The 13,145-nt window shown below is 52.6% G+C and carries 11 protein-coding genes and 1 pseudogene; all 12 read right to left on the reverse strand.

All coding sequences use genetic code 11. The features are described from left to right. Position 1: 1 nt before the first annotated feature. On the reverse strand, positions 2-1,084 hold the full coding sequence (mraY, locus tag ACSZO4_RS11425) for a phospho-N-acetylmuramoyl-pentapeptide-transferase (protein ID WP_437889043.1): 1,083 nt from the start codon (positions 1,082-1,084) through the stop codon (positions 2-4). Then, a complete protein-coding gene (murF, locus tag ACSZO4_RS11430) occupies positions 1,078-2,436 on the reverse strand; it encodes a UDP-N-acetylmuramoyl-tripeptide--D-alanyl-D-alanine ligase (protein ID WP_437889044.1) in 1,359 nt (452 codons plus the stop codon). Before murF ends, mraY begins: the two co-directional genes overlap by 7 nt. Continuing rightward, positions 2,433-3,920 (reverse strand): UDP-N-acetylmuramoyl-L-alanyl-D-glutamate--2,6-diaminopimelate ligase, encoded by a 1,488-nt coding sequence (gene murE, locus ACSZO4_RS11435; RefSeq protein WP_437889045.1) that lies wholly within the window; start codon positions 3,918-3,920, stop codon positions 2,433-2,435. Before murE ends, murF begins: the two co-directional genes overlap by 4 nt. Next, on the reverse strand, positions 3,907-5,676 hold the full coding sequence (locus ACSZO4_RS11440; RefSeq protein ID WP_437889046.1) for a peptidoglycan glycosyltransferase FtsI: 1,770 nt from the start codon (positions 5,674-5,676) through the stop codon (positions 3,907-3,909). Before ACSZO4_RS11440 ends, murE begins: the two co-directional genes overlap by 14 nt. Before the next feature lie 15 nt (positions 5,677-5,691). Next, positions 5,692-6,057, reverse strand: coding sequence for a cell division protein FtsL (ftsL, locus tag ACSZO4_RS11445; RefSeq protein ID WP_437889047.1), 366 nt, complete (start codon positions 6,055-6,057; stop codon positions 5,692-5,694). Then, positions 6,054-6,995, reverse strand: a complete 942-nt coding sequence (rsmH, locus tag ACSZO4_RS11450) for a 16S rRNA (cytosine(1402)-N(4))-methyltransferase RsmH (protein ID WP_437889053.1) — start codon at positions 6,993-6,995, stop codon at positions 6,054-6,056. Before rsmH ends, ftsL begins: the two co-directional genes overlap by 4 nt. A 2-nt stretch (positions 6,996-6,997) precedes the next feature. Further along, positions 6,998-7,456 (reverse strand): division/cell wall cluster transcriptional repressor MraZ, encoded by a 459-nt coding sequence (gene mraZ / locus ACSZO4_RS11455; RefSeq protein ID WP_437889048.1) that lies wholly within the window; start codon positions 7,454-7,456, stop codon positions 6,998-7,000. 606 nt (positions 7,457-8,062) lie between these two features. Further along, complete coding sequence (gene cra / locus ACSZO4_RS11460; RefSeq protein ID WP_437889049.1) at positions 8,063-9,067, reverse strand: catabolite repressor/activator; 1,005 nt, start codon at positions 9,065-9,067, stop codon at positions 8,063-8,065. A 181-nt stretch (positions 9,068-9,248) separates the two neighbouring features. Further along, the gene (gene ilvN / locus ACSZO4_RS11465) at positions 9,249-9,740 is read right to left on the reverse strand and encodes an acetolactate synthase small subunit (RefSeq protein WP_437889050.1); all 492 of its coding nucleotides are present in this window, start codon (positions 9,738-9,740) and stop codon (positions 9,249-9,251) included. A gap of 2 nt (positions 9,741-9,742) precedes the next feature. Further along, entirely contained in the window at positions 9,743-11,467 is a 1,725-nt protein-coding gene (gene ilvI / locus ACSZO4_RS11470; RefSeq protein ID WP_437889051.1) for an acetolactate synthase 3 large subunit, read from the reverse strand. Positions 11,468-11,850: 383 nt separating this feature from the next. Beyond that, the gene (gene leuO / locus ACSZO4_RS11475) at positions 11,851-12,801 is read right to left on the reverse strand and encodes a transcriptional regulator LeuO (RefSeq protein ID WP_437889052.1); all 951 of its coding nucleotides are present in this window, start codon (positions 12,799-12,801) and stop codon (positions 11,851-11,853) included. A gap of 238 nt (positions 12,802-13,039) precedes the next feature. Then, positions 13,040-13,145, reverse strand: a pseudogene (locus ACSZO4_RS11480) (IS5/IS1182 family transposase); the annotation flags it as partial.

Below are 13,145 nucleotides of genomic sequence, written 5' to 3' on the forward strand. Positions count from 1 at the left end.
ATTAACGTACCTTGAGCGTTGCCAGTCCAATCAGGACCAGCATCAGCGAAATAATCCAGAAGCGCACAATCACACGCGGTTCCGGCCAGCCTTTCAATTCATAGTGGTGATGGATCGGCGCCATACGGAAAATACGTTGTCCGCGCAGCTTGAACGATCCGACCTGCAAAATGACCGACAGCGTTTCAACCACAAATACCCCGCCCATGATCACCAGCAGGAATTCCTGGCGCAGCAGCACGGCGATAATCCCCAGTGCGCCACCGAGCGCCAGGGAACCGACATCACCCATAAAGACCTGTGCCGGGTAGGTGTTGAACCACAGGAAACCAAGACCCGCACCGACGATCGCCGTGCAGACAATCACCAGTTCGCCTGCGTGACGCAGATAAGGAATATGCAGATAGTTGGCAAAATTCATGTTCCCGGTGGCCCAGGCTACCAGCGCAAATCCACCCGCCACAAAAACAGTCGGCATAATGGCCAGACCGTCAAGACCGTCGGTCAGGTTAACGGCGTTGCCGGTGCCGACGATCACAAAGTAGGCCAGCAGAATGTAGAAAATGCCCAGCTGCGGCATCACGTCTTTGAAGAAAGGAACCACCAGTTGGGTCGCTGGCGTGTCGTTACCGGCAAGATAAAGGGCAAAGGCCACACCCAGCGCAATCACCGACATCCAGAAGTATTTCCAGCGCGCGATCAGACCTTTGGTATCTTTGCGCACCACTTTGCGGTAGTCATCGACAAATCCGATAATGCCGTAGCCCACCAGCACCACCAGTACGCACCAGACGTAAGGGTTTGAAGGGTAGGCCCACAACAACACTGACACCACAATGGCGGTCAGGATCATGATGCCGCCCATGGTTGGCGTGCCGCGTTTACTGAAATGCGACTCCGGGCCATCGTTGCGAACAACCTGACCAAAGGCGAGTTTTTGCAGACGGGCAATCATGCGCGGTCCCATCCACAATGAGATGAAGAGCGCAGTCAGCAGGCTGACAATGGCGCGAAACGTCAGATACGAAAAGACGTTAAAGCCGGAATAATATTTGACCAAATGTTCGGCCAGCCAAACTAACATGCCCTCTTCTCCTGTAATGCGTGTGCGACCTCTTCCATAGCTGCACTACGTGAACCTTTAATCAAAATAGTAATAATTTGCTTCTCAGCAATCAGAGCCTGTAAGCGCGCAATCACTGCCTGCTTATCAGAAAAATGCTCGCCTGCGCCGCTGGCATCGCTGATGGCTTTGCTGAGCTTGCCAACGCTGAGCACCAGATCGATACCCACTGCTTTGGCGGTCTCACCCACCTGCTGGTGGCAATTTTCGCTTTCATCGCCCAGCTCAGCCATATCGCCGACCACCATCACCCGAAAGCCAGGCATTTCCGCCAGCACATGGGCCGCCGCCGTCATCGAGCCGACGTTGGCATTGTAGGTGTCATCCAGCAGCAATTGATTTTCACCTAACTGCACCGGGAACAAACGTCCAGGTACCGCCTGTAGATTCGCGAGGCCTTTTTTCACCGCGTCATGGGTTGCGCCAACCGCCATCGCCAGCGAGGTCGCCGCCAGCGCATTGGCAATATTGTGACGGCCGGGCAATGGCAGGATGACATCAATCCCACCGGTCGGCGTTTGCAGCGTAAATTCGGTACCGTGCGAGGTCACATGGATATTGGTCGCCGTGAAATCACTGTTTGCCGCATTGGGCGAAAAGCGCCAGACCTTGCGTGCGCCAATGATGCTCTGCCAGTTCAGCCAGTCGTTGTTATCAGCATTCATAATGGCAATGCCATTAACCGGCAAACCGGAGTAAATCTCACCCTTGGCTTTAGCAACGCCCGCAAGCGATCCAAAACCTTCCAGATGTGCGGCGGCCAGGTTATTGACCAGCGCGGCTTCCGGACGCGTCAGGCTGACGGTCCAGGCGATTTCACCCTGATGATTCGCCCCCAGTTCAATTACCGCAAACTGGTGCTCAGGCGTCAGGCGCAACAGCGTCATCGGCACGCCGATGTCATTATTCAGATTACCGGCGGTGTAGAGCGTGTTACCGCATTCGCTCAGAATGGCGGCGGTCATCTCTTTGACCGACGTTTTGCCGGAAGAGCCGGTCAAAGCCACCACCCGAGCCGGGACCTGCTGACGCACCCATGCCGCCAGCTCACCGAAGGCAAGACGGGTGTCTTTTACGACAAGCTGTGGCAGGTCGATATCCAGTTTACGGCTGACCAGCAGCGCACCCGCGCCGCCCTCTTTGGCTTTATCGGCAAAATCATGCGCATCGAAGCGCTCGCCTTTCAGGGCCACAAACAGACAACCCGGCGTCACTTTGCGGGTATCCGAGGTCACCGCATCGATGGTCGCATCTGCGCCGTGCAGTTCACCGTTAAGAATACTGACGAGTTGGTTCAGCGTGACGTTAATCATGCAACAACCCCCAGTAAACGCGCCGCAGTCACACGGTCGGAGTAGTCAAGACGACGGTTACCGACAATCTGGTAATCTTCATGGCCTTTTCCTGCCAGCAGCACCACGTCGTTTTCTTTTGCCTGCATAATGGTGTTGGTCACGGCTTCAGCGCGCCCTTCCACCACGTGTACATGACCCGCATCCAGCATTCCTGCCAGGATATCGTTGATAATGGCGCGCGGCTCTTCGGTACGCGGGTTGTCATCGGTCACGACAGGGATATCGGCAAACTGCTCAGCAATCGCCCCCATCAGCGGACGCTTGCCTTTGTCACGATCGCCGCCACAGCCAAACACGCACCACAGTTTACCGGTACAGTGCAGGCGCGCGGCCTGTAAGGCTTTTTCCAGCGCATCCGGCGTGTGGGCATAATCCACCACCACCGTCGGTTTACCCGCTGCGCTAAACACTTCCATTCGGCCGCATACCGGCTGCAAACGTGCGGCTGTTTTCAGCAAGTCGGCCAGCGGATAGCCGAGCGCCAGCAGGGTTGCCAGCGCCAGCAGCAAATTACTGACGTTGAACGCCCCCATCAGACGGCTCTCAATCTCGCCCTCGCCCCAGCTGGAGTTAAAGCGGATAGTCGCGCCACTGTCGTGATAGTTGACCTGGGTTGCTTTCAGCCAGCGGCCGTGGCAGTCAGGATTGATATGGTCTTCCATTGAGACGGCAACGGCATCAGGCAGTTTCGTCAACCAACGACGCCCCACCTCATCATCGGCATTGATGATGGCCTGGCCGTATTGATGCGTCGAAAACAGCAGCCATTTCGCTGCTTCGTAGTTCGCCATATCACCGTGATAGTCCAGATGATCACGGCTTAAGTTAGTGAAGATCGAGGCGGCAAACTTCAGGGCAGCCACACGGTGCTGCACCAGCCCGTGGGAGGAAACCTCCATCCCGGCAAAGGTCGCCCCCTGTTTTGCCAGCCCGGCAATCACCTGCTGCACATCGACGGCAGAACCGGTGGTGTTTTCACTCGGCGTCACTTTGCCCAGCAGGCCGTTGCCTACTGTTCCCATCACCGCGCTGGTATCGCCCAGCAACTGGCTCCACTGCGCGAGCAGTTGGGTGGTGGTGGTTTTGCCATTCGTCCCGGTTACGCCAATTAAGCGCAGACGTTCCGAAGGCTCGTCATAGAAACGTCCAGCAAGGGCTGAGAGACGTTCATTAAGCTGGCTGAGATAGATAACCGGCACGCCGTGCATTTCACGAATTTCACCATCGCTGGCTTCATCCTTCGCTTCAGCAGTAATAGCAGCCACACCTTGCGCAATCGCCTGCGGGATATACCGACGCCCGTCCGCCTGATGACCCACGACTGCCACAAAAAGATCGCCCGATGCCGCAATACGACTATCGAGTGTCATTTCCCGCAGTGTTCGCTCCGGCGCATTTGGCACCCACGGAGCGAGAAGGTCGCGCAAATTACGATCTGCCACCTGATCCCTCACCTTGATTAATTACAAACTCATTTTTGTCGCCCGTCGCCAGCGCATCAGGTTCGATGTTCATGGTACGCAGAACGCCGCCCATGATGGCTCCGAACACCGGCGCAGACACGGCGCCACCGTAATATTTGCCCGCCTGCGGATCGTTAATAACCACCACCAGCGCAAAACGCGGGTTACTCGCCGGCGCAACGCCTGCGGTATAAGCAATGTATTTGTTGATATAGCGACCGTCCGGCCCGACTTTCTTCGCGGTACCCGTCTTGATCGCAATGCGATAGCCTTTGATCGCCGCCTTCACGCCGCCGCCGCCTGGCAGCGCCACGCTTTCCATCATGTGAACAACGTTACGCACGATAGATTCCGTGAAGATACGTTCACCCGGAACGGGCGGATCGACTTTGGTTATCGACAGCGGACGATAAATACCGTAGCTGCCAATGGTTGCGTAGACTCGCGCTAACTGTAACGGCGTTACCATTAGCCCGTAGCCGAAAGAGAAGGTGGCCCTCTCTATGTCAGACCACCGTTGTTTTTGAGGATATAAGCCACTGCGTTCTCCGACCAACCCCAAATTGGTCGCCTTTCCCAGCCCAAAACGTGAGTAAGTATCTACTAACGCTGAGGACGGCATCGCTAACGCCAGTTTGGAAACCCCGACGTTACTCGACTTCTGTAATACCCCGGTAAGGGTCAATTCACTGTAACGCGCCACGTCTTTGATTTCGTGACCATTAATACGATAAGGAATGGTGTTGAGCACGGTATTCGGCGTCACCACGCCACGTTGTAATGCGGTCATCACCACCATGGGTTTTACCGTTGAGCCCGGCTCAAAGACGTCGGTGATAGCCCGGTTACGCATGGCATCTTTCGCGGTACCAGTGAAGTTATTCGGGTTGTACGACGGGCTGTTAGCCATCGCCAGCACTTCGCCGGTGTTCACATCAACAAGTACAGCACTACCGGATTCCGCTTTGTTAAAGGCAACGGCGTTATTCAATTCACGGTACACCAGCGCCTGCAGACGTTCGTCAATACTCAGCGCCAGGTTATGTGCAGCCTGACTGTCGGTCGAAGAGATGTCTTCAATTACGCGCCCGTAACGATCTTTACGCACCACACGTTCGCCAGGCTGGCCGGTTAGCCATTTGTCGAAGCTCTTTTCAACGCCTTCAATGCCCTGGCTGTCAACGTTGGTAAAACCAATAAGGTGAGCGGTTACTTCGCCGGAAGGATAGTAACGGCGGGATTCTTCACGCAGATGGATGCCGGGCAGCTTGAGCTTTTTAATGTATTCGCCGAGATCCGGGTTCACCTGACGCGCCAGATAGATAAAGCGCCCCTTGGGATTGGCATTGATACGAGCGGCAAGCTGATCCAGCGGCATGTTCAGCGCATCAGACAACGCTTTCCAGCGGTTATCCAGGGTCACGCCGCCCGCGTCCTTAAGCTCTTTAGGATCGGCCCAGATGGCTTTAACCGGCACGCTCACGGCCAGGGGTCGCCCGGAACGATCGGTGATCATCCCGCGAGATGTCGCCACCTCCTGAACGCGCAGCGAGCGCATGTCGCCTTCGCGTACCAACATGTCAGGAGCAATGATTTGCAGAAAGGCAACGCGACCAAGCAGGAAGCACAGCGCCAGCAAAATACAGCCGCACAGCAAGGCAAAACGCCAGCTCACAAAGCTGGCCTGTTCTTCCTGGCGTTTCGGTTTTGGCGTTTTTACCGCAGCGGCTTTCATGCGTCGCGTGGTTCCTTATTTCTGTACAACGATATTTTCCTGGGATGGATCAACATGCTGCATTTGCAGCTTTTCTGTTGCTATCCTCTCAACCCGGCTGTGATCGCCAAGGGCATTTTCTTCAAGAATCAGGTTTCGCCATTCGATATCCAGCGCATCACGCTCCAGCACCAACTGCTCACGCTGCGCCGTCAACAGGCGCGTATGATGCGATGTCGTGACCACCGTTACGGCGGTCATAATGATGCAAATGAACAGGCAGAGTGGCAGTTTCCCAAAACGCAAAAGATCGTCACCGATCACGCCAGGCAAGGCATGGCGCTCGTTGCTTCCTAACGACTCTTTAACTTTGCTGAGGGTCTCTGACACTCTACCGATCATGCGTTCGTCCTCTCTGCAATACGCAGAACTGAACTACGGGCACGTGGATTCTCTGCCACCTCTTCTTCGCCCGGCATCAACTTGCCTAATGCCCGCAACTGACGGCCACCCAGTTTGCTGAGTTGTGCTTCGGTCATCGGCAGTCCAGCCGGAACTTGCGGGCCGCGGCTTTGCTCACGCATAAAGCGCTTCACAATACGGTCTTCAAGAGAGTGGAAACTGATAACCGAAAGCCGGCCTTCCGGGGCCAGCACGCCGATCGAGCTTTTTAGCGCTTGCTCTATCTCCTCCAGTTCACTGTTTACCCAGATGCGCACCGCCTGGAAGGTACGGGTCGCAGGATGTTTAAACTTGTCCTTCACCGGCATTGCCGCGGCAATCACCGAGGCCAGTTCTTTGGTACGGGTCATCGGCTCAATACGATTGCGTTCAACAATCGCCCGTGCAATGCGTTTGCCGAACTTCTCTTCGCCGAAGGTTTTGATTACCCAGGCAATATCCGCTTCGTCAGCAGTTTGCAGCCACTGCGCAGCAGACTGACCGCGCGTGGGATCCATACGCATATCCAGTGGGCCATCACGCATAAAAGAGAAGCCGCGCTCAGCATCATCAAGCTGCGGTGAGGACACGCCAAGATCGAGCAGAATGCCGTCGATCTTACCGGTAAGTTCGCGCTCGCTGACGTAATCAGCAAGGGCAGAGAAAGGACCATGAACGATGGAAAAGCGGGGATCGTCAATTGTCTTTGCGACAGCAATTGCTTGTGGGTCACGGTCAATAGCCAGCAGACGTCCTTCCGGCCCCAGTTGGGACAGGATCAGGCGTGAGTGACCACCGCGGCCAAAAGTGCCATCGATATAGATGCCGTCAGGACGAATATTCAGGCCGTTAACGGCCTCATCGAGCAGCACCGTTGTGTGTTTAAAATTTTCCATCATCATTACAGAGACAAATCCTGCAACCGATCCGACAGTAGGTCAGAACCGGATTGCTCAGCGTCGATATCTTCCTTGACCCGTTGATACCAGGTCGTTTCATCCCACAGTTCAAACTTGTTGAACTGCCCAACCAGCATCACTTCTTTCGTCAGCCCGGCATGTTGCCGTAAAACGGGGGCTATCAATAAGCGCCCTGCATTATCCATTTGGCATTCGCTGGCATGCCCCAACAACAGGCGTTGTACGCGGCGTTCCAGCGGATTCATGCTTGATAGACGCGACAATTTTTGCTCAATAATTTCCCATTCAGGCAAGGGGTAAAGCAGCAGGCAGGAGTGATGAATGTCAATGGTGCACACCATTTGACCGGAAGCATTTTCCAGCAGCAATTCCCGGTAGCGGGTCGGTACGGCTAAGCGACCTTTGCTGTCAAGATTGACTAACGTTGCTCCACGGAACATACACGCTCCACCCCTGAATGACCTTTTTCACCACTTTAACCCACAAATCCCCACCAAAGGAGTTTACGGAGCGGAGGAAAACCTTGTCAAGCCAGTGCAAAGACTAACCGGAGCAAAAGATCTCTTATTCGCGGTTACATTCCTGATTGGCGAAATACTACTCACCTGAGAAGGCAAATTAACGTCATGAATATTTGTAAGAAAAAAAACCAAATATTCACCGTGACCTTAAAACGCATTCATTAGACACAAATGAAATATAAAATGTCAGTTTGCGACGCGGGCGGCATTTTAAGGCATAACGCGTTCAGATAACAGTCCCTGTTGCATACAGTCTCCACTGGCAGCACACGTCCTGCGAGGAAGGAAATGCCCTGCGTAACCCAGGGTGATTATTTCAACAGCAAGGCCGACAGATGTAACAAAACGATACAACAATAATGTTTAGTTACGTCTTATTTGATTTAAAGAATGAGCCGAAAGGACTGGGGGAAATAAAATAAAGAGGATGCTTAAAAAGTAAGGATTTATCCGAAATAATAATAACCTTACTTTCGGTATTTACAATGCAACAATAAGGCAGTTTTCACTGCCTCAAATGTCAGATCAAACCCGGCTTAACACACCGCGACGATAAAGGTTACGGCGAATACGGCTCAAACCGGCTTTAGGCTTGCGTGGTTCGTCGAGACTTGCCAGCACAATCTCCAGCACCCGCTCCGCCACATCACGGTGACGTTGGGCTACGGCAAGCACCGGACATTGTAAGAAATCCAGCAGTTCATGATCGCCAAAGGTCGCAATCGCTAAATCAGACGGCAATTTGCCATCACGGCGCAGGGTAACATCCAGTACGCCCTGGAGTAAGGCGAAAGAGGTGATGAACAGTGCCTGGGGCATCTTGTGAGTTTCCAGCCACTTATCAAACAGCTGCGCTGCCGCTTCACGCTCATAACTGTTGGCGTAGAGATACTGCACCTCGCGCGGGTCGTCTTTCCACGCAGTACGAAAACCCTGCTCACGTAAAAAGCTTACCGACAGTTCAGGTAAGGCGCCTAAATACAGGATATCTTCTGCCGGGAAAGTACGGAGTTCGGCCGCCAGCATTTCAGAGTCATCCTGATCGGCCCCCACTACGCTGGTAAAATGTTCACGATCCAGCGCTCTGTCCAGAGCGACGATAGGAAACGCATCATTGGCCCAGCGCTGGTAAAACGGGTGCTCCGGGGGCAGGGACGTCGACACAATGATCGCATCGACCTGACGCTGAAGAAGATGCTCGATGCAGCGCATTTCGTTATCAGGTTGGTCTTCAGAACAGGCTATCAGCAACTGATAACCACGTTGACGCGCCTGGCGCTCCAGATAATTCGCAATCCGCGTGTAACTGGTGTTTTCCAGATCGGGGATCACCAGCCCTATGGAGCGTGTGCGCCCCGCCCGCAATCCAGCCGCCACCGCATTTGGGTGGTAATTATGTTCACGCACAACCGCCATCACTTTCTCGACGGTTTTGTCGCTCACACGATATTGCTTTGCCTTTCCATTAATGACATAGCTTGCCGTGGTGCGTGAGACGCCGGCTAGCCGGGCGATTTCATCCAGTTTCACAATTGCCCCTCAAAAAATAAAAACTACCCCATAACCTTTTTATGGATATAGGTTAAATTCCATAACATCTAAGCGCAGAATAGTCACTGCGGCAACCGCTTTTGCACCCGCTTCCAGTGGATTTCGCAAAAAAAAGCCCGGCAGATCATGCCGGGCCCGAAAATGATTGTAAACCTGTCGCTTAACGCATGATTTTATCGCCACGGGATAAACCCACGACACCCGAGCGCACCACCTCAACGATTTTGGCAACATCACGAATAGTTGCCAGAAATGCGTCCAGCTTATCGCTGGTTCCCGCCAGTTGAACGGTATAGATGGACGGGGTAACGTCAATAATCTGCCCCCGGAAGATCTCCGCGTTTCGCTTCACCTCTTCACGTCCGTAACCACTGGCCTGGATTTTTACCAGCATGATTTCACGCTCTACGTAGGCTCCCTGGCCTAACTCGTTTACCCGCAGAACATCGACCAGCTTGTGCAGTTGTTTTTCAATTTGCTCAAGGACCTTCTCATCGCCCACGGTCTGGATAGTCATGCGCGATAAAGTCGGGTCATCGGTCGGCGCAACGGTCAGGCTTTCAATGTTGTAGCCACGCTGGGAGAACAGGCCAACCACGCGTGACAGCGCGCCTGATTCATTTTCCAGTAATACAGATAATATCCGGCGCATAATCAGGTCCTCTCCGTTTTGCTAAGCCACATCTCATCCATACCGCCACCACGGATATGCATCGGATAAACGTGCTCTCCACCATCAACGCAAACATCAACAAATACCAGACGATTGTTGCGCACCTGCTCCAGAGCCTGTGCCAGTTGGGTTTCCAGTTCAGCCGGTTGTGTAATACGCATCCCCACGTGCCCGTAAGCTTCAGCCAGACGCACAAAATCGGGTAATGAGGTCATATAAGACTGTGAGTGGCGACCGGAATAAATCATGTCCTGCCACTGTTTCACCATCCCGAGGTAACCATTGTTCAGGTTCAGTACTAATACCGGTAACTCATACTGTAATGCCGTAGAAAGTTCCTGAATATTCATCTGGATACTGCCATCTCCGGTCACACAGATGACCGTCTCATCCGGCAGCGCCATTTTAACGCCTAAAGCCGCAGGAAGACCAAATCCCATGGTGCCCAATCCTCCGGAATTGATCCAGCGGCGGGATTTGTCGAAGGGGTAGTAAAGTGCGGCAAACATCTGATGTTGCCCCACATCGGAAGTCACATAGGCTTCGCCTTTGGTCAGGCGCCAGATAGTTTCGATCACCGCCTGCGGCTTGATGCTTTCGCTCTGGGTATCGTATTTGAGGCACTGGCGGGCGCGCCAGCCGTCAATACTCAGCCACCAGTCACGCAGTTCATCCAAAGGTTGCGCAGACTCTTCCTGCGCCAGCTGCTCCAGCATCAGTTCCAGCACCAGACGCGCATCCCCGACAATCGGCACATCCGCCTGCACCGTTTTCGAAATTGACGTCGGATCGATATCAATATGCAGGACTGTCGCATCCGGGCAATATTTTGCCAGGTTGTTGGTCGTTCGATCATCGAAGCGCACCCCAACGGCAAAAATCACATCGGAATGATGCATGGTCATATTGGCTTCATAGGTCCCGTGCATACCGAGCATCCCCAGCGCCTGGCGATGGGTGGCCGGAAAAGCCCCCAGCCCCATTAATGAGGAGACCACCGGCAAATTCAGCTTTTCAGCAAGAGTACGCAGCTGTTCTTCACAACCGGAGGTAATCGCGCCGCCCCCCACATAAATCACCGGTTTTTTTGCCGTCACCAGGGTTTGCAATGCGCGCTTAATCTGGCCTTTATGCCCATGGGTGGTTGGATTGTAAGAACGCATGCTGACGCTTTCCGGCCAGACATAGGGCAGCTTATTGGCCGGGCTGAGAATATCTTTCGGCAAATCAACAACCACCGGACCTGGTCGGCCGCTTGCCGCCAGCCAGAACGCTTTTTTCAGTACGCCGGGAATATCTTCTGTTTGCTTAACCAGGAAGCTGTGCTTCACGACCGGACGGGAGATCCCCACCATGTCACACTCCTGGAAGGCGTCGTAACCAATCAGAGAGGTCGCCACCTGTCCGGAGATAACCACAAGCGGAATGGAGTCCATATAAGCGGTCGCGATACCTGTAATGGCATTCGTAGCACCCGGGCCGGAAGTCACCAGCACGACGCCGACATCACCTGTTGCCCTGGCCAGACCATCTGCCATATGTACGGCGGCTTGCTCATGACGCACCAGCACATGGTCGATGCCGCCGACAGTGTGGAGCGCATCATAAATATCGAGGACAGCTCCTCCGGGATAGCCGAATACTTGCTTAACGCCCTGATCGATAAGTGACCGGACGACCATCTCGGCTCCAGACAACATCTCCATGGTTTGCCTCCAGGCTATTGTTTGTCGACTGACAGCGGAACGTTATGCCCGCTTTGTCGCTCTGTTCAGAACAGGAAATCCCTGCATTCTGATTATGAATGGCAGTTACCATAACCGCTGAAAATCTGGCAGGCAATTAACAAAAGAGTTGCCTCTGCGCCCCACAAAAGTGAAAAAATGGTGTCAGTGAGCGAGAAATGGTGAATTAGTCTGAGATAAGTAAAGACGATGATAAATCATCGCTTAAATTGCTTGCTGCTCAGTAATTCATGCATTTTTAAGACGCTGAAAGTTATTCACAAAATCATTATCAGCATAAAATGTTGAATCAGAATGTCTGAGCAGAGCAAAGCCTATGATTATATGTTTAACCAGAATCGCCCCTACCTCTGGGGTGAACAAATCGACACCAGCAACTCCTCCATCCATTGATGGCCTTTATCTCGTCCTGCCGCTTCATGCCAGGAAAGAAAACAGGTACGGCTATTAAGTTTCAAAGGCAACGGCAGTACTTGCAGCTGTAATTTTTCAGCATACGCCTCTGCCAGCCAACGCGGCGCAATTGCAATAAGATGCGTTTGCGACACGACATTTAATATGCTGGTTAACGCCATCCCCTGATAAGCCACACAAGCTTGTTTATCAGGGGTATCATACCAGGGCTGGCTAAACGAAGAATAACGCTCCAGCGCCACTGCGGCATGATTTTCGTTATAAACATCGCTTTCACGTAACGGTCCGATAATCCGCGGGTGATTTTTACTGGCGACCAGCACTATTTCATCTTTAAAAAGTGGGACGCTACTAAATTCAGGCCGCATAAATTCATCATAACTGATAATAAATTCAGTCTCCTGATAGCGTAGTTGATGCTCCGTATTTTTATTCAACGTCGATTTAAACACCAGTTGAATATTTGGCGCTCTAACTTCCACATTGTTATAAATACTTGAAGTAAGTAAACTATCCAGTGGGCTACAGACGCAAAGATTAAAAATTCGCTCACTGGTGACAGGCTCAAACCCCGATCCCGGCAGTTCATTTTGCACCAGCTGTAGTGCCTGGCGTACTGAGCCAAAAAGCTGATGTGCCCGCACGGTTGGCTGGATCCCTCTGCCATAACGAACAAATAACTCATCATTAAACATCACTTTCAACCGTGCCAGCGCATTACTGACCGCAGGTTGCGACATACCGAGCGTCTGTGCGGCGCGCGTTATATTTTGCTCTTGCATCACCGCATCAAAAATAGTTAACAGATTAAGGTCAACTCTCCTCAATTGCGGTTTAATTGTTTCGTTCGGATCAACGATATCAACTTTTTCATCAGACATATATTTCTCCTCTGTCATACTAAATCCCTAACCCGGCAGCAATAACCGTTAGAAATATTATTTACCACGCATATAGAAAGAGGAGAAGAGCCCCTTAAGAAAATAGGAATACATAAAGAACCCATCAAGAAAAAGAATTCACAGAACATTACAAAATTATAAAAAAATTGACTTAATGCACACGTCAACCACCACGTTAAAATAGACCATACCAATCCACCACACTAGGCCGTGTCCCTTAATTACATAACCTTTTATAAAACAATCGGATACAACCCAGTTTCACCATCGCCAGATAATTCCTCGCCGTTTTGTCGTAACGTGTGGCAATGCGGCGGTATTCT

Origin of the sequence: Phytobacter sp. V91 (genome assembly GCF_965644225.1) — a bacterium.
In the GTDB taxonomy this organism is placed as follows: domain Bacteria; phylum Pseudomonadota; class Gammaproteobacteria; order Enterobacterales; family Enterobacteriaceae; genus CBFFRJ01.

Coding starts and splice junctions, on each gene's coding strand:
- mraZ (WP_437889048.1), bottom strand. CDS start 7,456: ATGTTCCGTGGAGCAACGTTAGTCAATCTTGACAGCAAAGGTCGCTTA.
- murF (WP_437889044.1), bottom strand. CDS start 2,436: ATGATTAACGTCACGCTGAACCAACTCGTCAGTATTCTTAACGGTGAA.
- rsmH (WP_437889053.1), bottom strand. CDS start 6,995: ATGATGGAAAATTTTAAACACACAACGGTGCTGCTCGATGAGGCCGTT.
- ACSZO4_RS11440 (WP_437889046.1), bottom strand. CDS start 5,676: ATGAAAGCCGCTGCGGTAAAAACGCCAAAACCGAAACGCCAGGAAGAA.
- ilvI (WP_437889051.1), bottom strand. CDS start 11,467: ATGGAGATGTTGTCTGGAGCCGAGATGGTCGTCCGGTCACTTATCGAT.
- leuO (WP_437889052.1), bottom strand. CDS start 12,801: ATGTCTGATGAAAAAGTTGATATCGTTGATCCGAACGAAACAATTAAA.
- ilvN (WP_437889050.1), bottom strand. CDS start 9,740: ATGCGCCGGATATTATCTGTATTACTGGAAAATGAATCAGGCGCGCTG.
- mraY (WP_437889043.1), bottom strand. CDS start 1,084: ATGTTAGTTTGGCTGGCCGAACATTTGGTCAAATATTATTCCGGCTTT.
- ftsL (WP_437889047.1), bottom strand. CDS start 6,057: ATGATCGGTAGAGTGTCAGAGACCCTCAGCAAAGTTAAAGAGTCGTTA.